The following is a 21,696-nucleotide window of genomic DNA, read 5'->3' as shown; positions in this document are numbered from 1 at the left end:
AATTACTCTGAGAGCTTTAATCCAGCATCTTTAACCGATCAAGCACAAGATATTGCTGACGGTTTCCTCGATCCAGAAACGGGCAATCAAATTGAACTTGGGATGAAAAATGAGTGGCTTGATGGCCAGTTTATGACCACGCTCGCCGTATATCGCATTGAAAAACAAAATGTCGCTCAAGCTAACCCTTTAAATACTGGCGATGACGATGGCATTCCCGCTTTACTTAATTTGGGTGAAGTACACAGTCAAGTCCTTGAATGGACGCTGGTGGGGGATTTAACCGATAACCTGACCGTCACAGCAAACTATGCCTATAACGAGACCGAAGTGGTTAAAGGGGTAACGAACGATAGTTTAACCAATACCTTTGACAGTAAGCACTTTGCCAATGCGCCGCGTCATCAAGCGGGAATATGGACCCGTTACGATATCAATGCACTCGATTCGGCGATTGCCTTTGGTATGGACTATGTGGGCGAGCAGTTCAGCCTCGATGGTCAAATAGTGAAGCCCCATACGATTTTTGATATGAGCTGGACGACTCAGTGGGATCAAACTCAAGTTCGCTTAAATCTTAAAAATATCTTCGACAAAGAATATGCCGTCAGTGGGTTTAGCGAACGTAATGGCCATTTTCCCGGTGAGCCACGCAATATCACGCTTGAACTGAGTCATAAGTTTTAATGCATTGATGTGAAAATAGCTTGTTCGTTAAGGATGACGAACAAGCTAACCTGCCTAACCTTGCTCATCACTGCCGTGATTTCTGCCAGTATTTGCTGTCGTTATCATCACCGGCTAATGCTTGTACACTATCTTAATAGTATTTTCCTATTAAGATGATAGCTTCTATCCGTTATCCTTTCTCATTCAGCTTGTTTAGACTCGCCTTATATGAATTATTTGATAAGGTTTCCCTATGCACGCCGTCAGCCACTTAGCCTCCAAAGACGCTCAATTTAATGCTAGCCCACAGGTGGCCCTGATTGCAGAAGGTGGTGGTCAGCGTGGCATTTTTACCGCGGGCGTGCTCGATGCTTGGCTTGATGGCGGATTCGATCCCTTTGATTTATTTATTGGTACATCTGCAGGCTCACAGAATCTCAGCAGTTTTTTAGCCCGTCAAAAGGGTTATGCCAAACGTTTGATCCGCGGTTTGTCGCGCCATAAACGTTTCTATCGACTCGGTCGGGGGTTAGTCGGCGGCAATGTGGTCGATTTAGATTGGTATTTTGAGCAGACGCGACAAGGGATGTTTAAATTAGATCTTAACGCGGCGACAGCCTCACTCGGTGATCGGCAGTTACTGATCACCACTACCAATGCCAGTGATCGCAAGGGTTATTTTTTAAGTCCAAGCAGTAAAAGCCAGTGGCGCGAATTGCTTAAAGCCTCCAGCGCATTGCCATTTTTGTATAAACAAGGAGTGAAACTCACGCCTTGGCTAAATGACAAGGCCTGTAATAGTGACAACGCCTGTAATAACGGCGTGGCTAATCATGGCGTGTCTCATCATAGCGCAGCATTGAGCGGAGCTATCGACAATGATTTTTATCTCGACGGCGGCTTAGCCGCGCCTTTACCTGTGCGTGAGGCCTATCGTCGTGGTGCCCGTAAAATTGTGGTGATCCGCACTGTGAGTGAGGATTTTCAGGCGCAATCGGCTTGGGTGCATAAACTTAAATCTTGGATTTGTGTTTCTGGCTTTTGCCCGAAAACCATAGATTATCTAGTGCAGCACGAACAAGCCTATCAGGATGAATTGGATTTTATGGCGAATCCGCCAGAGGATGTGGAGATAGTGCAGATTTTTTCCGCTGAGAATTTACAGAGTAAGTTACTGGGGAGTTCCGATGCCGATTTACGCCATGATTACCATGCGGGCATGAGTGCTGGAAAGCAGTTTTTAACCCAAGATCCGATGGCATTGACGCAGATGAATGCTTATTTTCCTCAAGTGCAAACCAACGCTCACACTCAAACCCACATTCAAGCTCACTCTCAAGCTAACTCTCAAATCCAGCCATTTAGTGCGCTGTCGGCCTAGCTTGGTTTCGAGTTAAGCCACAATGTAGTGCGTGAGTAAGCAATAAAAGTAAACTGCATCGAAATACAAAAGCCACCCTAGGGTGGCTTTTGTGGTTGGCTATCTTAACCTGTGCATCAATCTAGTTAATTAACTTATATGATTAATCAAGCTCATCAACGTTAGACCATTAATAACTTGAGGTGTGCACTGAGCGTACTGCTCGGCCCGATGGGTCGATAATGCCGCGTAAGCTTTCGTCCCAAACTAATGCTTCTGGCGTTGAACAGGCGACGGATTTACCACCTGGAACCGTTTCTGCAGCGCCGCTCAATGGATAATGTTCTTCAAAGAAGCAGCGATAGAAATAGGCTTCTTTGGTTTCTGGTGTGTTGTATGGGAAACGGAATTTCGCGTTTGCCAATTGTAAATCATCCACCCGCGCTGCAGCTTGTTCTTTCAAACCGTCAATCCAAGAGTAGCCGACGCCGTCACTGAATTGTTCCTTTTGACGCCATGCCACTTCTTTTGGCAACTTGTGCTCAAAGGCTTGGCGCAGAATATGTTTCTCGATACGACCATCCTTAGACATTTTCGCTTCTGGGTTGATGCGCATCGCCACATCCATAAACTCTTTATCGAGGAAGGGCACACGGGCTTCTAATCCCCAAGCGGCCATGGCTTTGTTGGCACGCAGACAATCGAACAGATGCAGCTTATCGAGTTTGCGGACTAATTCCTCGTGGAATGCCTGTGCGTTTGGCGCTTTATGGAAGTATAAATAGCCGCCAAATAGCTCATCAGCACCTTCTCCCGACAACACCATCTTAATGCCCATAGCTTTGATTTTTCGCGCCATTAAATACATAGGTGTCGCGGCACGTATGGTGGTGACATCATAGGTTTCTAAGTGATAGATCACTTCTTTAATCGCATCTAAGCCTTCTTGGAAGGTGAAATGGATCTCATGGTGAATGGTACCAATGGCATCTGCGACTTTTTTGGCGGCGATTAAATCCGGCGCACCTTCAAGGCCGACAGCAAAAGAATGCAACTGTGGCCACCAAGCGTTGGTTTCGCCATCGTCTTCAATGCGGCGTTTAGCAAAGGTTTGCGTCACGGCGGAAATGATCGATGAATCTAAGCCGCCTGATAGCAACACACCATAGGGTACGTCTGACATTAATTGGCGTTTGACCGCCGCTTCTAATGCGTCACGTAATTCTTCTTGGCTGGCTGGGTTATCTTTAACCGCATCATAGCTTTGCCAATCGCGGCTATAGTATTTAACGGCTTCACCATCTTTTGAATACAGATACTGGCCCGGTAAGAACTCTTCTACCGTTTTACACACTGGCATCAGCGCTTTCATTTCAGAGGCAACATAGAAGTTACCCGCAGCGTCACGGCCTGTGTATAGCGGGATGATCCCCATGTGATCGCGGCCGATAAGGTATCTGTCTTGGGCTTTGTCATATAACACAAAGGCGAAGATACCGTTTAATTTATCAAGGAAGTCAGTGCCATATTCTTGATACAGCGCCAGAATGACTTCACAGTCAGAGTTGGTTTGATAGCTGTACTTATCGCCTAGCTGGGCTTTCAATTCTTTGTGGTTATAGATTTCGCCGTTGACCGCAAGGATCAAACTGCCATCTTCGGTCAGCAGTGGCTGAGCACCGTGTTCAATGTCAACAATGGCTAAACGTTCGTGGGCAAGAATTGCCTTATCACTGGCATAAATACCTGACCAGTCAGGGCCACGGTGGCGCATTAGCTTAGACATTTCTAGCGCGACTTGGCGCAGTTCTTTGGCATCAGATTGGATATCTAAAATCGAAAAGATTGAACACATAGTACAACTCCCACACTGTCTGTCATTTGAGGATGTCTCAATTGAGGTTTAATGTGCCAGCAATTTAGGTATTTTCCAAACACTATTTTTGATGTTTTATCTGTTTATTGGTGTTTTTGTTGATTTAGATGTTTGTGTTTAATGCTTTTATTTGAGAATAATTCATTTAATTTGCGTTATTTTTGATGATTTGTTTTTATTGTCTGATTTGGCGTGAGGGGTTTTGGGGAATTCACAATGTGTTTTAAAAAAGTGTCGATGACAGCAAAACCGTTAAAAAGACCTTAAATAATGAGTTGGCTCGTTTAAGTGTTTTATTTTTAATCAATTAATGCGCCGAGTTTGACATCAACCAATGGCATAAGCCTATGCAGAATGGTGTCGCAGGATGGATATTTCGCGATAACGGCATTGTTTGTGGGCTGAAAACAAAAAAAGCACGTGAATGGTTCACGTGCTTGTAGGTCTTGTTTGGCGCTTTGGCTGGTGGAGGAGACGCTTTATTAAGCTGGCGCTTTATTTCGCAGGTTCTACTAGCAGGCGTTAATGAGAGACGACTCACTAAGTCGCCTCTCACAAGCTGTCACTGATACAAGCTGCTATTTTGCATCTGTCACAAGCGTCGTTTTAGCTGGGCGCAGGTTATTAAACTCTGTGCCTTGATAGTATCCCGGCCAATCTTTGCTGTTGCCCAAGGTGCGCGTGACTTGGTAGTAGACTTGCAAATCTTGCAGCGCGCCGCTCAAATCCCAGTCTTCATGGTATTCATCGCAGACATTGTGATAACAGCCTTTCATTGTGGCTTGCATCTGGGTTTTATAAGCAGCCGTGGCCTCATCAACGGGGTCGCTACCGCCGCCGGCAAAGACCGCTGGGACGCCCAGTTTGGCAAAGCTGAAATGATCTGAACGGAAGAAACCGCCCGAAGCGGGATTTTTCTCACCCATGGCGATGCGGTTCTGTTGTTTCGCCGCATCAATAAGGTAAGTTTCTAACTCAGATTTCCCTTTACCGACAATCGTAAAATCCTTGGTTTTGCCGTAGATATTGGTGCTGTCGAGGTTTAACACTGCCACGGTTTTGTCGATAGGATAAAGTGGATTGGCAGCGTAATAGCGCGAACCGAGTAAGCCCTGTTCTTCACCTGTGGTGGCAATAAAGGTGACCGAGCGCGCTAAACCGTGGCCTTGTTTCGCATTATCGGCTAATTGTCTGGCGATTTCGAGAATACCGGCAGTGCCTGAGGCGTTGTCCATGGCGCCGTTGTAAATCTGATCGCCTGCTTTCGTCTCGTCTTTACCTATGTGATCCCAATGAGCGGTATAGAGGATCTGCTCGTCAGCTTGTGTGCTGCCGGGGAGCGTGGCGACTACGTTGTAGCTATTCGCGTATTCGGCTTTGTTTTTAAAGGCGATGCTGGCCGTTTGCTCAAGGGGGACGTTGATTGAGCTGTCGGCGGCGCGCGCCATCAAACTCGGCAGTGATAAACCAGATTTATCAAACAATTGGGTTGCTGCACCCAATGTAAGCCAGCCTTCGACTTGGATGCGGCTATCTTGTTCGGTTTTACTCAGCACCAGATCTTGCTGTGGCCCAGTCCAGCTATTTTCTACCACAGACCAAGGATAAGAGGCGGGCTCAGTATCATGGATGATCAGTGCACCGAGGGCGCCTTGACGGCTGGCCTCTTCAAACTTATAACTCCAGCGGCCGTAATAGGTCATGGCTTTACCATTGAACTTACCCGAGTCAGGGCGGGCAAAGCCGGGATCGTTAACTAAGATCACTGCAATTTTGCCTTTCATGTCGAGATCTTGGTAATCATTCCAACCATATTCGGGTGCGTTCACTCCATAGCCGACGAAGACTAATGGTGCGTTCTCAATACTAATACCACCGTTATCGTGGCGACTGCTGAGCACCAGATCTTTTCGGTATTTAAAGGGTAATCCTGCTAGCGTGACTTTCTGCGCTTCATCTGCGGTATAGCTGACCATAGGCACAGGTTGCAAAAAGCTGCCTTGGTACGCGCCCTTGAGTCCCATCTCTGTAAAGGCTTTAGTCAAATAGTCCAAGGTGAGTTTTTCACCGTGAGTGGTCGGCGCACGACCTTCAAATTCATCGGATGACAGGGTTTTAATATCATTTCTAAAGCGCGCTTCATTAAACTGCACGGGTTTGAGTTCAGCCAAAGTACTGTTGCCATCGGATTGGGATGAATTCGGACTACAGGCACTGAGCATAGCCAGCGCACAGAGTGGATACAGACGTCGCATAGGTTAATCCTACTGTTGTTTTAATTAAGGAATTTTAGATTTCTGTTAATCAATCAGAAGCGAGACTTATCATGAAGCAAGCCGCAGCGAGCCACAAGGCTGAGCGGCAGGTGAATATGTTACTTAATGTTGCTTTACCCTATGCAATACGCCTTTGGGCTGGATTGGTTATAGGGCCGTGAGTATCAGGATTCGTGGTAATGAAGCTAGCGCTGCGCCTTATGGATCATGTCTCAATTGTAGGGGCTGTTGATCTTTCGAGAGTGATTATTAAACAGCATGGCATGAGGTTGTAATTTGCTTCGCCAGAAGTGCTCAGTTACAGAGCCTTAAATGTTCGATATAAAGCAAATCTAGTGATGGAACCAACACAGCTAAGAAAATATTTAATTTCTCATCTGAACTCATCATTTTGCATGATATTTGTAAAATAAAACCAATTCTATTTACAAAATAAAGCATAGATTTAACAATCTGAGGGGCGGGCGATAGGTTCGGGGATCTAAATACTAGGTTACTACCGGTTTACCGTAATGACGGTTATTGGTTTATCAATGAGTTAACTAATAGGCGCGATTTGCTAAGTGATTCAGTGGCTGTTATCCGACGAAAAAACGGTCACTGCTCTTGACATACTTTATAGCCTTTTTTTTGTATTTTCGCCCTTACTGGTTGCCGTGCTGGTATTGCGTTTTCTAATTTACATCGGGCCAACTATGTTCAACGAAATACTTTCCGTATCTGAAATTGATTTTTCAATTGTACTTAAATCGACCTTACTAGTTATTCACTACATTGCTATTTTTTTCTTTTTTTATGCTTTGGCTAAAACCGCTTTAGGTTTTGTCTTTAAAACTCAAGAACCAACAGGAATTAATAAAAATGATGCAAGTTAAAACATTAAATTACATAGTGTTAGTGATGAGTTTATTATTAGCATCATGCTCAGTTGTGGTGAAAGACAGTATGGTCGTGTCGCCATCAAAACAAATAGATGATAACAATCTGAAGCAGTTAACTGAGGTGCATGGTTACAGTCCGCAATGGCTGGTTACAGCAACAGGCAAAAAAGTTTATGCACTGAGCAGAAAAGTAGAAGGCCAAACAACAACCTTGCTGGTCTTACATGGCAATGCTTTGAATATGAGCCTGCAACCTTGGTTTGGCGTTCTAGAATCGCTTGCCGCTACGAACTTCAATATTCTGGCTATTGATTACCAGGGCTATGGTTTTAGTGATGGCGAAGCTAGCTTTTCCAATATGTTAAGTGACACACAGCTTGCCATAACCGCATTAAGCAAAAATGAAGAAATTTATGTGTACGGCCTATCACTTGGATCTGTGATGGCAACCAGTATAGCTAAAGATGATCGCGTCGCGGGTCTGATTATTGAAGGTGGCATTACCGATGTTGCTGAAATGGTGGTTTTGTATCGGTCACGCAACTTGTTTGGTGGTCTGGTTAACATTGAGCTTGATAACAAACTAAAGTTTGACAATATTTCAATGATAAAAGGAATTAGTAAACCCGTACTGGTTATTCACGGTGAAAAAGACAGCAACATTCCTTTTAGTATGGGCAAAGCCCTTTATTTGGCATCTAGCAATACACTGAGTTCGTTTTATCCTGTAGCCGAAGGCGGGCATTGCGATACTTTTATTAAAGATGAAAAAAGTTATTTGCCTCGCATTAAACAATTTATTGAAAGCGTTTCCGTTGAAGAAAAATATACAAATTTCACTGAAGATCGCGACGTAAAACCCTTGCAGGAATAACAGGAATAACAGGAATAACAGGAATGCGAGCGATGTTTCAAGGGTGGAGGAAACTAGCACCTATAATACTGTTACTGGTAGGCTGCGGATCTCAGATACCAGAGACCTATCAAGCGGATAGAACGCCAGAATACAGGGACAGTTATAACGGTATTGCTGGAGTCATTCAATGGCAGAAAGACCAGAGCGGCCTAGTCAGCAAGGAACAGGGCGATAAGTGCGAGCAGATTAAAACCTTGATAGTGCAGGCCCAGTTAACAAATAATCATGACTTAGCTGAGCAGCTCAGTATAGAAAGCAGAAGAGTTTGTATATATGAGTAAGTGATAAATACATGTCTCTCTGCCACGTTTAGACGGGAGAGTCACAGCTAAGCTTAATGTTGACTAGAACTTTTCATTTTAAGTCTTATAGATATGAGCAACGCTCATGTCTATAGTGTCGATTTGGAAAACGACCAACGGATTTTTTTGTTCTAAAATGCGCTAAATAGCCGTTTCGAATTGTAGATCATTTTATAGAGCGAGTAGGATATCGGTAAGCAGGCCCTCTGCGCCATGGATAGCGCGGTGGCGCCCTCAGGGAAGAGTGAATGCCGTGCCTGTGTGCGATACCCTACGATGTAGCATAATTAGGAGCAGTTATTTAGATAAATGTGTCACTACCGAAGATAAATTTATTTAAGGTATTTAGTTTATGGTGCCCTGCGACGTAGCACTGGGCACACGTTGGGAAATAAGCTTAATTAAAGTGTAGAGTTAAACAACATCGATGTCGCCCGCGCAGGCAAACACATGGTTCGGGCGGAAAGGCTCTTTATCGATATCTTCAAGCTTACTCACGCCGCTGGTGACCAGAATGGTTTCAAGCCCGGCTTGGAAACCCGCTAAAATATCGGTGCGCATATTGTCGCCAATAATGACAGTGTCTTCCGAGTGTCCATCAATATGATTAAGTGCAGAGCGAATAATCCAAGCGCTCGGTTTGCCCACGTAGAAAGGTTTCTTACCGGTAATACGCTCAATAGGTGAGCAGAGTGCGCCGCAGGCAGGGCTATAAGCTGGGCCGTGAGTATCAGGGTTAGTGGCAATAAAGCGCGCGCCACGTGCGATGAAGCCCGCGGCTTTATGGATCATCTCCCAGTTGTAGGAGCGGGTTTCACCGACAATCACAAAGTCAGGGTTGATATCGGTAATGTTGGCACCTGACTTGAAGGTTTAACCCTTACTATAACAAGAATACGCTGATGTGTTTAGTAAGGGCTTAAATCGATGAAAAGCTAAAGATTAGCGGGGTTTATAGGGTAACCAGCTCCATGTAGTTCTCTTAATAGATCCATTTCCCAGTTACTACTTGGTATGTATACAACTCCATCATGGTCGCCGGGCATTTCCACATAACTTTCAACAATAGCCGCAACATTTGGTCTACCAATAAGCCCCATCAAGTAACCATGTTCGAACACAACGTTCTGACGCGCTCTAGGTTGTAGCTCATGTTGGTTAGCCTTCGCCTTTGTTTCACCCATGTCATCCGGAGTATATAGGACAACACCATAACCAACATCTTTAGCTAAACGTTCGAGTTTTTGAATGATGGTGTCACCTTTACTTGCGTTTAGATGCAAAATAATCGGGTCAAATCCATGTCTGCGAAGAAATTCAGCAGTGCGATATTTAACCTCACCATCATGTCCATGCACGATTAACACTTTTTTGGATTTAGCTTCAGGTATAGTTTTCACGTCTTGAACTTCCTTGTTGCTTGGGGTGAAATCATATTCATCATTTTTGATATCAAGAATTAAACTTTCAATATAGGCATTCATAACACTACCATCAGTTTTCCAGAAAAACTCATGGTATGGCATACCGTTACGGCGCAGGAACACACCACATGTAGGGTTTGCTTTCACATTAAAACGTTGGACTTCGTTAGGGATATATTGGTTTAAGAACTTAGTAACGGATCTTTTCCAAGTATCAAAACGTTCACGACCGTAATCAGATGTTTCACGGCCATACGCCTGATAAACATCTTCAATAAGCTTAATTTTAAGTTCAACTAACTTTTCAATGATCTCTTGTTTGTCCATCAATGCCTCACAAAACATTGTTATTAGAAGCATTCTATCGCGTTAGCAAGATATGGCAAGAAGTAGGGAGGTAACTAGCTGTTTTAAAATGAGGTTTGTGAAGTGGCGCGAGAGGTATTACTATAAGTGCAGATTGTATTAGACCACTTGGATATTGACACCCGACTTGTGGGGTTTAACCCTTACTATAACAACAAAAAATAGATGTGTTTAGCAGGGTTTCGATGTGTATTTTTAACTTGATTATTACATCAATAAGGTTCATCAATCTCAAATGAACTCTTATTGGCAGTGTTAATAACTTTAAGATTAAGCCCATCAGTTAACTCAAGTTTGATTTTTATGTTTTTGCTCGATTTATCAATGAGTAGTAGGTTTTTGATATTATTATTGTTGTTGTTCAAAACCATTGACTCTAACTCCTCCGTTCTTTTAAGCATGCGTAATGTATTTTCTGCGGCTTTTTGTGGATGTTTACTGCATGAAAAACCACCACCAATAGGCATGTATTCCGTTCCATCTCGGACGGTAACATTAGTATTCGCCGCTTTGTTACGCAAGATCTGTCGTTGTTCAGTAGTTAGAGTTTCTTTGCTATCAGTTTTAAAAATCGCTCGTGCAATAACGTGAGGCCAGTTGTCGTGTAATATTTGTATCAAATCAGTATTAGTCCAAGTGATGTGGTTAGCACCGTTTTTTTCATGAAGTAATATGTCTAGCAAGTAAGCTTCATTGCCATCAAAATACACGAATAGCATTTCATCACCTTTACCTCCCTCCTCAAAATGAATATGGTAGATTCCCCATTCAAAGCGAAGTAAGTCAGTTTTTTTATTTTGGTGTTGGCCTTTAACTTGTTTACTAAGAAACGGATTTACATCTTTACCCTTAGATAGCATTGATACGATATCTACTATCTCAGTGCGATTCTGTAGCTGTGGAGATATGTGAATGTTCCACTTTTTGATCGGTATTCTGCGTTCAGTCACTGTAAGAAAGTGAAGCACTAAGTTTTGTATATCATAATGCTTATAGCTCAAGTGAGCTTCTGTAGCACTAATGTGTTGCTTTCTTAGCTCTGCAAAACTAGGTATTGGGTAACCAAAATCTTTTAGCTTTTCTTTGATTTCAGTTTCTAAATCCTTAAAGAAATTTACTTCCATGTGTGCTCCTATTACTGTGCAAAATGCTATTAGAAGCATTCTATCGCGTTATGTAGATATGGCAAGAAGTAGGGGAGGTAACTAGCTGTTTTAAAATGAGGTTTGTGAAGTAGTGCAGAGGGCGTTACTATAAGTGCAATACGTATTAGACCACGGTTATGGTAAAGCCTGCTTTGTAGAGTTCGTGGGTGAGGGCGCCTTCACCAATAACATAGGCTTTACTGCCTTCTTGGTGCTGTAAAAAGTCAGCGGTTGCCATGGCGGAGGTATAAAAGCATTCTTCAGGAATATCAATACCGGCGGCGCTTAAACGGTTTTGCAGATCCTTACCCGTTTGTACGGGATAGTTAGTCAATACGACTAACGGATTGCCTTGTTCTAAAATGCGCTGGATAAATTTGTCGCTGCCGGGGATCAGTTTATTGTCGTGCAGTAGTACACCATCGATATCGCAGATAATATTTTTCATCTAATAGTCTCTTGTCATGCCGAGCAAAAATCACTTTTCGTTAAGTTATCTAATGCCACATTGCCCCAGAAAACAATGCTTTTGTGGAAAATAGTTAAAAAAATAGAGACCCTAAGGTCTCCATTTGTGATCTCGCTACCATTGCTTTTAAGCGGAACTAATCAGGCGCGTAACCGCTCGGGCCGATGAGATTGCCATCAAGATAGGCTTGGCCGTTTTGCATGTTAAGACGTTGCTGACTAAACCATTTCACCACGAGTGGGTAAATGGCATGTTCTTGCTCATGCACGCGGGCGGCGAGCATGTCAGCGGTATCTTCTTCATAAACAGGCACTTTGGCCTGTAAAATCACCGGACCTGCATCAAGCTCTGGCGTGACAAAATGCACGCTGGCACCATGTTCGCTGTCGTTAGCGTCAATGGCACGTTGATGGGTGTTTAAGCCAGTGTATTTCGGTAACAGTGAAGGATGGATATTGATCATGCGACCTAGGTAATGATTCACGAAATCATCGGTTAAGATCCGCATAAATCCTGCCAACACGATTAAATCGGGTTGGTACTGTTCGATGACTGTCATTAAACGTGCATCGTATTCAGAGCGAGATTCACCTTGGTGAGCTATCACGCAGCTGGTATCAATTTCGCCATGATGGGCGCGCACTAGGCCATAGGCATCGGGTTTATTACTGATGACTCCGACAACTTCGGCCTGCATATTATCGTCGCAACCGTCGATAATCGCTTGCAGGTTACTGCCATTTCCGGAAATTAATACAACTACACGACAGCTCTGGGGCATTACAGGATCTCCACTTGCTCTTCATTGCCTTCACGATCTGCGATAGCACCGATCAGCCAAGCTTGTTCGCCTTCTGCAGCCAGTAATGCAAGTGCTGCATCCACTTTATCGGCTGGCAGCGCGACTAACATGCCGACGCCACAGTTGAAGGTGCGATACATTTCATATTCTGCAATGTTGCCATTTTCCATTAACCAACTGAAAACAGCAGGCCATTGCCATGAATCGCCTTGGATAACCGCTTTTAAATTATCTGGTAGTACGCGTGGGATGTTTTCCCAGAAGCCGCCGCCAGTAATGTGTGCCATGGCATGTACGTCTGATGCTGCGATCAGTTTTAGCAATGATTTCACGTAAATTTTGGTTGGCTCAAGGAGATGCTCAATTAGCGGTTTGCCATTGAGATCTTGTTGAGGGTCTGCTTGGCTCACTTCTAATACTTTACGTACTAAAGAGTAACCATTTGAATGAGGGCCGCTCGAGGCTAATGCGATAAGCGCATCACCCGCTGCAACTTTGCTACCGTCAATGATGTCGGCTTTTTCAACTACGCCTACGCAGAAACCTGCTAGGTCGTAATCTTCACCTTCGTACATGCCTGGCATTTCAGCGGTTTCACCGCCGATTAACGCACAACCAGATTGGAAACAACCTTCGCCGATACCGTTGACGACAGACGTCGCGGTTTCAACATCTAGCTTGCCCGTTGCATAGTAATCGAGGAAAAACAGTGGCTCAGCACCTTGAACGATTAAATCGTTCACACACATAGCAACTAAGTCTATGCCGACTGTGTCATGTTTTTTATAGTCGATAGCTAAACGCAATTTAGTCCCAACACCGTCGGTGCCAGACACTAAAACCGGTTGCTTGTATTTAGTGGGGATTTCACACAGGGCGCCAAAACCACCTAAGTTGCCCATAACTTCTGGACGACGGGTACGTTTAACGGCTGCTTTAATGTTACTTACCAGTGCATTACCTGCATCAATATCAACGCCGGCATCTTTATAGCTCAGTGGGGTAGGTGTGCTCACGGAGGGATCCTCTCGGGTACATCGTTATTGGATTTTATGCGGCGGTATTCTACCAGCTTGTGCTAGGGGTCGAAAGTCATGATTTGGATTTATGCCCCTCGGCGGAGTATTTTTGGCCGAGTAAAACTGTATTTCAGTTTCTGAGGTCTTGAGATTGGTCACAAAATAGTAAATTAAGGTACGTATCTTAGTCGATTGGGAATTATTCTTGGGAGATAGCTCACGATTAGGTCTAATGGCAAAACTTTATGTTTTACCTAGTAAACAAATCAACTAGAATCTGAAAAATTTGCCTAAAATAATACGCCGAAAAATAAAGTAGGAGAGAAAAATGAAAGTTGTCGAGGTTAAACATCCTTTAGTGCGTCACAAAATCGGTTTAATGCGCGAAGGTGACATTAGCACTAAACGTTTCCGTGAGCTAGCCGCCGAAGTGGGCAGTTTATTAACCTATGAAGCTACCGCAGATTTCGAAACTGAAACGGTGACGATTGAAGGCTGGAACGGTCCGGTTGAAGTCGACCAAATCAAAGGTAAAAAAGTCACTGTTGTGCCGATTTTACGTGCGGGTTTGGGCATGATGGACGGTGTGCTTGAGCATATCCCCAGTGCGCGCATTTCAGTTGTCGGCATTTACCGTGACGAAGAAACTCTAGAGCCTGTGCCTTACTTTGAAAAGCTCGCCAGCGACATGAACGAGCGTATCGCCTTAGTTGTCGACCCAATGCTCGCGACCGGTGGTTCTATGATTGCGACCGTCGATTTATTGAAGAAACGCGGTTGTACTTCAATCAAAGCCTTAGTGTTAGTGGCTGCGCCTGAAGGGATCAAAGCGTTAGAGGCGGCGCATCCTGATATCGAGTTATATACCGCTGCTATCGACAAGTGCCTCAATGAGAAGGGCTATATCCTGCCTGGTCTTGGTGATGCGGGCGATAAAATCTTTGGTACTAAATAATCGTTCCTGTGCCTGTTAACATGCCTATTCATATAGCTTGTTAATATTTGGGCGCTCGATCTAAAAGGCCGAATTGCAATGCAATTCGGCCTTTTTATTGGGTGTATTGTTCGGTGTTACAACACCATGGCCGCAATCCAGCCAAACACTAACAGTGGGATATTGTAGTGGATGAAGGTGGGGATCACGCTGTCACGAATGTGGTCGTGTTGACCATCGGCATTCAAACCCGCAGTAGGCCCTAAGGTGGAATCCGATGCTGGCGAGCCCGCATCACCCAGCGCCGCGGCGGTGCCGACTAACGCTATTGTCGCCGCCACCGAAAAACCAAAACTTAACGCCAAAGGCACATATATGGTCGCGATAATAGGAATGGTGGAGAAAGACGAGCCGATCCCCATAGTGATCAGTAGACCCACTAGCAGCATCAAGAAGGCGGCGAGGGCTTTATTATCCCCAATGATGTCGCTAAGCGAAGCCACAAGCGTGCCTACTTCACCGGTTTCTTTCACTACTGCGGCAAAACCAGCGGCTGAAATCATGATAAAACCGATATTGGCCATCATACGCACGCCTTGATTGAAAATATCTTGGTCGGCGACATGCTTTAAGGCGCCCGAGAAACTGAAAATCATGAAGCCGACTAGGGCGCCAAAAATCATCGAATCGGTTTCAAGTTGCACCACTAAGGTGGCTAATATCGCCACTGCGGCAATGATAATATTGCGTTTGTTGAGGGTTTCTTCTGGCTCAGCAACCAATACTTTGGCTTCATCGTAGATCCGAGGTTTACGGTAACTGATAAACACAGCTGTCAGTAAACCAACTATCATGCCCGCCGCTGGAATTAACATGGCTGGTGGAATTTGCTCACGTACAGCCGCTAAGCCATTGCTGGTTAAGTTGGAAAGCAGAATATCATTTAAGAAAATACCACCAAATCCAATCGGTAAAATCATATAGGTAGTGACGAGACCAAAGGTCAAAACACAGGCGACTAAACGACGGTCAATCTTCAGTTTGGTCATCACATGCAACAGAGGCGGCACTAAAATCGGAATGAAGGCGATATGAATAGGTAAAATATTCTGTGACGCCATCGACATGACGAGGAGCGATAGCAGCAGTAACCAGCGAACCCAGTTAGTGTTGGTGGGATTAGGATCTTGCCCAAGACTACTGATGATGCTTCTTGAGATCAGTGTGGTTAAACCTGAGTGTGAGAGTGCAACAGCAAAGGCTCCTAATAATGCATAACTGAGCGCAATTTGCGCGCCGCCACCTAAGCCAGTATTAAAGGCATCTATGGTTTGGTGCAGATCCATTCCGCCCACAAGTCCCGCCACTAGGGCGCTTACGGTGAGGGCGATTACTACATTCACCCTAGCTAAACTGAGTGCCAACATTAAGCACACTGCAATTACGACTGCATTCATAGTCAATTTTCTTAATTCTTTAAGCCAAAGACGCTATTTTTGACTGCAAAGGCTGTGGATGTCCAGTTTGCCGATAGCTTATCTGAAAAATATCTGAAAATGTGATCATGCTGGGTTTTGTCTGTTAGCCGAATGTGGATTGTTGCGCACACAGGATACGCAGATTGCTCTATCCTTAGTCAGGCAAAACGGAAATGCCCTTGAAAAATGTGATATTGGTCTTAAATAGGTTGTAAGGCACAGCACACGACTTATAATGCCTAAAGATTTGATTGGTAAGAACACCTTTTAATCAGTAAGGATTTAACTCGACCTAGGTTGAGGAGAGCATACTGGCGAAAGGGCATCTTGCCTTACACTTAGTTCAACTCATAGATGGAGATATAAAATGAGCGTATTAGTAGGCCGTCAGGCTCCTGATTTTACTGCTGCAGCTGTATTAGGTTCTGGCGAAATCGTTGATAGCTTCAACTTAACTGCTGCCATCAAAGGCAAACCAGCAGTCGTATTCTTCTATCCACTTGACTTCACTTTCGTTTGTCCATCAGAGTTGATCGCATTTGATCACCGCATGGAAGAGTTCACTAAGCGTGGCGTGGAAGTGATCGGTGTGTCTATCGATTCTCAGTTCACTCACAACGCATGGCGCAACACCCCAGTTGAAAAAGGCGGTATTGGCCAAGTTAAGTACACGTTAGTGGCTGACGTTAAACATGAAATCTGTAAAGCATACGATGTTGAGCATCCTGAAGCGGGTGTAGCTTTCCGTGGTTCATTCCTGATCGACAAAGAAGGCATGGTTCGTCACCAAGTTGTTAACGATCTGCCATTAGGCCGTAACGTTGATGAAATGCTACGTATGATCGACGCACTGCAATTCCACGAAGAGCACGGCGATGTATGTCCTGCTGGCTGGGAAAAAGGCGATAAAGGTATGAATGCAAGCACTGAAGGTGTTGCTGCTTACCTGTCTGAAAACGCAAGCTCACTGTAATTAGTATTTGTTAATCACAGTTGCTCGTTAAATGAAAAAAGCTGCCAATGGCAGCTTTTTTGTTTTTAAATGGCTTAAGATCTAGTGTGAACCGCTAAATTTATGCCTCAGTATCGCTTGGTGTATCCTGCTCATCCACGGCCAGTAACGGCCAGCCGCCTAATGATTTCCAACGATTCACTATGTGACAAAAAAGCTCTGCGGTACGTTCGGTATCATATAGCGCAGAATGGGCTTCTTTATTATCGAAGGGAATGCCCGCCATGATGCATGCTTTGGCCAGTACGGTATGACCAATGGCAAGTCCGGCGAGTGTAGCAGTATCGAAAGTAGCAAAAGGATGAAACGGCGAGCGTTTTAAGTCGCAACGTTCAATCGCCTTACTCACAAAACCATGATCAAAGGCGGCATTATGCGCCACTATGATACTGCGATGGCAGTCAGAGGCTTTTTGGGCTTTTTTCACCGCTTTAAAGATTTCTAAAAAGGCTTCTTTCTCGCTCACAGCTCCGCGTAACGGATTAGTGGGATCAATGCCGTTGAATGCTAACGCTTCGGGTTCTAAATTTGCGCCTTCAAAGGGCTCAATGTGGAAGTGTAGGGTTTTGTCGATTCCTATCACGCCTTCATTGTCCATTTTCAGTAGGGTGACGGCAATTTCTAGCAACGCATCGGTTTGAGAGTTGAAGCCCGCAGTTTCGACATCAATGACTACGGGAAAGTAGCCTCGAAATCGGTATTTCAATTTGTTCGCGTCGCAAATGTCACTCATAAAGTACTCTAGAAAATTCACAGGGCGCTATTATGCTAAATGTGTTGGGGTGTGTCATGCTTGATTGGTGGTTTTATGAGCTAAAGGAACTAAATAGTTTGCCGATAAAGCCATGTAACCGATTAAACATGAGTAAAGGCTATGTGGCGAAAACTGATATTAGTATCAATTTTATGCGTTCCAGCAACTGCAACGGCAGAGTTGCGCCATTATGTCGCCTCTTTAAGTGATTCCCAATGGCGAGTGAGCGAGAATTCTCCCATCGTTTGTCGCCTCGAGCACGATATCCCTTCCTACGGTAAAGCGATTTTTACCAGCGAAGCGGGTAAGCAGCAGAATATGAATTTTACCTTAGACATGTGGGTAAAACCGGATCAAGTCACGCAAGCTAAGTTAATTAGTCGCGCGCCACAGTGGCGTCCGGGAGTGGTCTCAAAAGAGATCACGTCACTGCATTATCAAAAGTACTTTAATGGTGAGGTGCCTAAACGTGCTGCTTGGTCTATGTTGGCTGAGTTGAGTCGCGGTATGGAGCCGACGTTTTACTATGCCGATTGGTATAACGAGTCAAATAAGATCGCTGTGGGTTTGTCATCGGTTAATTTTGGCCGTAAATATAGCGAGTTCAAAGCTTGTCTAGCGCACCTGTTGCCCTATAGTTTTGAAGATATCGCATTTACTGTGCTGAACTATGATGAAGGCGGAACCGATTTAACTCGTTTCTCCCAGCAGCAACTATCTCGGGTTCAAGAATACTTAGCCTATGATCCTTTGGTGGAGCTAGTGCTGGTGGATGCGTATACCGATAGTTACGGTGGCCGTTCAGTTAACCAAAAAGTCTCAGATAAACGGGCTGAGTCGGTAAAAGATTTCTTTGTTGCCAGTGGTATTCCGCAAGATCGTATCGTTACTGTAGGGCACGGTGAGCGCCGTCATGTGGCTTCGAACGATGATATGGACGAAAGGGCACGTAACCGCCGCGTTGTGATACGGATAAGTAAGCCTTTGTAGTGCATTTGCGCAGTGTTTAACCTGTGCTACATCAATATAGTTAAACCTAATCCAATGCCAAGTCACTGACTTGGCATTGTCATTTCTGGATGCGGAGATGGTTATTTTTGGATAGCTTGGCAGTATTTCGCTCAACCTCAACCTCAACCTCAACCTCAACCTCAACCTCAACCTTTGCAGCATCAGCGAGCTTTGAATAGGATTATGAGTTTTTCTTATTTGTGATATTCGCGAGCAGGTAACCGTTAAGCACCTTAGACAAATTAACTGGGGTGAGGGCATGAATAGTGATAGCGGCATAAAGCCTGATATCGTCGTAAGTAGGATGGTGTTTGAAATGGATAAAAAAAAGCCCGCTTAAACTAAGCGGGCCGCAAAAATAATGCATTTGCAATCAACAAATTGAAGGAAGGAAGTCAAGCATAAGAACCAGGGAAGAAACTGAAGTGTTGGGAACACACCAGTTTAAAAGTTCTTTGTTTTCGATATCTGCAAGCAGGTATCTCCTGAAAACAAGCACATTCTATGGTGAACTCGGCGGTAAAACAAACGAGAAAAATTGCCCATAAACATTAGTAATTCTAATGATTGCAAAGGTGATCTATATCACTTAAGTCACTATTTACCTTGATTAATAACTTATAAATCACTATTAGTGCATAATAATACACTTCAATAAGCTTATCCTTGCTGCCATTTTGTTAAATCTGCGATACAACCTAAAAATCTTCTTATTAAGTTACGGCATTGCCATGATTTTTTTTGCTTGTATAGTACTTGCTGAAAAGGCCTTAAGCCCGAAACCACAAGAAGGACGATAACAAGATGGCATTACGATTTCGCCTTGCAAAGCAAGGTTTGTTAGTGGCCACATTGGGAATGGCACTCGGTGCCTGCCAAAGTGGCAATGCACCTGAACAAAATTCGACTGAGCAGGCAAGCGCAAATAAATTGGTTTACCCTGTGACTCAAAAAGATGATCTCGTCGAAACCATTCACGGTGTTACCGTGGCGGATCCTTACCGCCATTTAGAGGCCAATACGCCAGAAACGGAAGCTTGGGTAAAAGAACAACAAGCCTTCGGTCAAGCCTATTTAGCCAAGATCCCCAATAAACAAGCAGTGGTCGATCGCATCACTGAGCTGTGGAATTACGAAAAAGTCTCCGCCCCATTTGAGAATGGCGACAATCAATTTTACTACCGTAATGATGGCCTGCAGGCGCAATCTGTTTTGTATGTCAAAGGGTTAGATGGCGTTGAAAAGCCAGTTCTCGATCCAAACAAACTGTCAGCGGATGGCACTGTGGCGCTATCAGGTGTTGCAGTGAGTAACGACGGTAAAATTTTAGCCTATGGTGTGTCAAATTCGGGCTCAGATTGGCAGCAATGGCAGTTTGTTGATATCGCAACCGGTAAGAAACTTGCCGATGAATTGAAATGGATTAAATTTTCTAGCGCAGTGTGGGATAAAGAAAACCAAGGTGTGTTTTATGCTCGCTATGATGCCCCTGCGGGTGGAGATGTCTTAGCCGACGTCAATTTCAACCAAAAAGTGTATTACCATAAATTAGGCACAGATCAGCGCCAAGATTTATTGATTTACGAGCGCCCACAGAATAAAGATTGGGGCTTTGGTATCGAGGTATCCGAGAAAGGCGAATACCTATTACTGTCGATTTCTCAAGGTACGGATAAGCGTAATCGTTTCTTCTATAAATCCTTATTTGAGCCTAAATCACAAGTGGTGGAATTGATCCTCAACTTAGAAGCTGAATATGAGTTTCTCGGTAATGATGGTTCAGTGTTTTATTTTAAAACCGACTTAGATGCGCCTAACGGTAAAGTGATTGCGATTGATACCCGCAATAGCGAGAAATCCCAATGGCAAACCATTATTCCAGAGTCTACAGATCCGATAAATAACGTCGCCATAATTAATGACCATTTAGTGGTGAGTTATTTACACGATGTATTAGGTCAATTATCGATTTACAGCATGGGTGGGCAGAAACGCCAAGACGTAGCATTACCTGGTCAAGGCAATGTGGCTGGGCCTTTTGGCAAAGCAAGCAAAGACTATTTCTATTATGTGTTTAATAGCTATATTCAACCTGAAACCACCTATAAGTTTGACTTTAAAACCGCTGAATCAAGCGTGATTGCCAAACCTAAGGTGTCGTTTAATCCCGATGACTATGTTTCTGAGCAAGTGTTTTATAGCAGCAAAGACGGCACGCGTGTGCCTATGATGCTGTCCTATAAGAAAGGCTTAGTGAAGAACGGTCAAAACCCAACATTACTTTATGCCTATGGTGGCTTTGCCATTTCAATGACACCACGCTTTAGTCCTGCCAACATTGCTTGGTTAGATATGGGCGGTATTTACGCTGTGCCGAGTTTACGTGGCGGCGCTGAATACGGCGAAAGCTGGCATCAAGCGGGGATGTTCGATAAAAAGCAAAATGTGTTTGATGACTATTTTGCCGCCGCTGAATATCTAGTGAGTGAGAAATACACGAATAGCACTAAGTTAGGTGCCTATGGCCGCAGTAACGGTGGTCTGTTGATGGGCGCTGCGGTAACTCAACGCCCTGAACTTTTCGCTGCCGTATTACCTGCGGTGGGCGTTCTGGATATGCTGCGCTTCCATAAGTTCACTATTGGTTGGGCTTGGACGAGTGAATATGGCAGTGCCGATAAAGCCGATCAATTCCCAGCGCTATTGGCTTATTCGCCTTATCACAATGTGAAAGCGCAAGCTTACCCAGCGACTATGGTGATGACTGCCGATCATGATGATCGCGTCGTGCCATTACACAGTTTCAAGTTCGCAGCCATGTTGCAGGATAAGCAACAAGGCACTGAACCTGTGATTATGCGTATCGAGTCTAATGCGGGTCATGGAGCCGGTAAACCGACGGCGATGAAGATTGATGAATTTGCCGATATCTACAGTTTCTTGTGGCAGAGTTTTGGCTTAACACTGCCACAAACTATCGCAAAATAACTAACTATGTTAAT

16 protein-coding genes and 2 pseudogenes are annotated in these 21,696 nt (G+C 44.3%); 8 read left to right on the top strand and 10 right to left on the bottom strand.

Annotated elements, in window-relative coordinates; translation table 11 throughout:
* On the top strand, positions 1-687 hold a 687-nt coding region (locus FW758_RS12375; RefSeq protein WP_446445538.1), incomplete at its 5' end, for a TonB-dependent siderophore receptor.
* Between the two features lie 235 nt (positions 688-922).
* Entirely contained in the window at positions 923-2,050 is a 1,128-nt protein-coding gene (locus tag FW758_RS12370) for a patatin-like phospholipase family protein (protein WP_446445537.1), read from the top strand.
* A 169-nt stretch (positions 2,051-2,219) separates the two neighbouring features.
* Here the strand turns inward: FW758_RS12370 and asnB are convergent, their stop codons facing one another.
* Both asnB and FW758_RS12360 read right to left on the bottom strand, forming a co-directional pair.
* Positions 2,220-3,884, bottom strand: a complete 1,665-nt coding sequence (gene asnB / locus FW758_RS12365) for an asparagine synthase B (protein WP_446445536.1) — start codon at positions 3,882-3,884, stop codon at positions 2,220-2,222.
* 599 nt (positions 3,885-4,483) lie between these two features.
* Complete coding sequence (locus FW758_RS12360) at positions 4,484-6,160, bottom strand: M28 family metallopeptidase (RefSeq protein WP_446445535.1); 1,677 nt, start codon at positions 6,158-6,160, stop codon at positions 4,484-4,486.
* Between the two features lie 584 nt (positions 6,161-6,744).
* Here FW758_RS12360 and FW758_RS12355 point away from each other — a divergent pair.
* The gene (locus FW758_RS12355) at positions 6,745-7,056 is read left to right on the top strand and encodes a hypothetical protein (RefSeq protein WP_446445534.1); all 312 of its coding nucleotides are present in this window, start codon (positions 6,745-6,747) and stop codon (positions 7,054-7,056) included.
* A complete protein-coding gene (locus tag FW758_RS12350; protein WP_446445533.1) occupies positions 7,043-7,936 on the top strand; it encodes an alpha/beta hydrolase in 894 nt (297 codons plus the stop codon). The genes FW758_RS12355 and FW758_RS12350 overlap by 14 nt, the downstream gene beginning before the upstream one ends.
* A gap of 758 nt (positions 7,937-8,694) precedes the next feature.
* On the opposite strand, the pseudogene FW758_RS12345 reads toward FW758_RS12350, so the two are convergent.
* The 6 genes and pseudogenes from FW758_RS12345 to purM all read right to left on the bottom strand — a co-directional run.
* Positions 8,695-9,150, bottom strand: a pseudogene (locus FW758_RS12345) (HAD hydrolase-like protein); the annotation flags it as partial.
* A 65-nt stretch (positions 9,151-9,215) separates the two neighbouring features.
* A complete protein-coding gene (locus tag FW758_RS12340) occupies positions 9,216-10,031 on the bottom strand; it encodes a TIR domain-containing protein (protein ID WP_446445532.1) in 816 nt (271 codons plus the stop codon).
* 251 nt (positions 10,032-10,282) lie between these two features.
* Positions 10,283-11,194: a hypothetical protein gene (locus tag FW758_RS12335; RefSeq protein ID WP_446445531.1), complete on the bottom strand. Its 912-nt coding sequence runs from the start codon at positions 11,192-11,194 to the stop codon at positions 10,283-10,285.
* 154 nt (positions 11,195-11,348) lie between these two features.
* Positions 11,349-11,663 (bottom strand): annotated as a pseudogene (locus tag FW758_RS12330) (UMP phosphatase); the annotation flags it as partial.
* Between the two features lie 157 nt (positions 11,664-11,820).
* A complete protein-coding gene (purN, locus tag FW758_RS12325; RefSeq protein WP_106650228.1) occupies positions 11,821-12,465 on the bottom strand; it encodes a phosphoribosylglycinamide formyltransferase in 645 nt (214 codons plus the stop codon).
* Positions 12,465-13,502, bottom strand: a complete 1,038-nt coding sequence (gene purM / locus FW758_RS12320) for a phosphoribosylformylglycinamidine cyclo-ligase (protein WP_006081244.1) — start codon at positions 13,500-13,502, stop codon at positions 12,465-12,467. Before purM ends, purN begins: the two co-directional genes overlap by 1 nt.
* A gap of 331 nt (positions 13,503-13,833) precedes the next feature.
* Between purM and upp the strand changes: the two genes are divergently transcribed.
* Positions 13,834-14,460: a uracil phosphoribosyltransferase gene (upp, locus tag FW758_RS12315; protein ID WP_006081245.1), complete on the top strand. Its 627-nt coding sequence runs from the start codon at positions 13,834-13,836 to the stop codon at positions 14,458-14,460.
* 116 nt (positions 14,461-14,576) lie between these two features.
* Here upp and FW758_RS12310 read toward each other — a convergent pair whose 3' ends face one another.
* Positions 14,577-15,896, bottom strand: a complete 1,320-nt coding sequence (locus FW758_RS12310; RefSeq protein ID WP_446445530.1) for a Na+/H+ antiporter family protein — start codon at positions 15,894-15,896, stop codon at positions 14,577-14,579.
* Between the two features lie 388 nt (positions 15,897-16,284).
* On the opposite strand from FW758_RS12310, the gene FW758_RS12305 reads away from it, so the two are divergent.
* On the top strand, positions 16,285-16,890 hold the full coding sequence (locus FW758_RS12305) for a peroxiredoxin C (protein ID WP_006081247.1): 606 nt from the start codon (positions 16,285-16,287) through the stop codon (positions 16,888-16,890).
* 100 nt (positions 16,891-16,990) lie between these two features.
* On the opposite strand, the gene rnt is transcribed toward FW758_RS12305, so the two are convergent.
* A complete protein-coding gene (gene rnt / locus FW758_RS12300) occupies positions 16,991-17,662 on the bottom strand; it encodes a ribonuclease T (RefSeq protein ID WP_261272636.1) in 672 nt (223 codons plus the stop codon).
* Between the two features lie 141 nt (positions 17,663-17,803).
* Between rnt and motY the strand changes: the two genes are divergently transcribed.
* Together motY and FW758_RS12290 are read left to right on the top strand one after the other, a co-directional pair.
* Positions 17,804-18,673, top strand: coding sequence for a flagellar protein MotY (motY, locus tag FW758_RS12295; protein WP_063883092.1), 870 nt, complete (start codon positions 17,804-17,806; stop codon positions 18,671-18,673).
* Positions 18,674-19,498: 825 nt separating this feature from the next.
* Complete coding sequence (locus FW758_RS12290; RefSeq protein ID WP_446445529.1) at positions 19,499-21,682, top strand: prolyl oligopeptidase family serine peptidase; 2,184 nt, start codon at positions 19,499-19,501, stop codon at positions 21,680-21,682.
* Positions 21,683-21,696 lie beyond the last annotated feature (14 nt).

The sequence above is a fragment of the Shewanella sp. 1180_01 genome, assembly GCF_052850535.1.
Note: the sequence above shows the minus strand (reverse complement) of the source record. Positions and strands in the feature narration are given on the sequence as shown.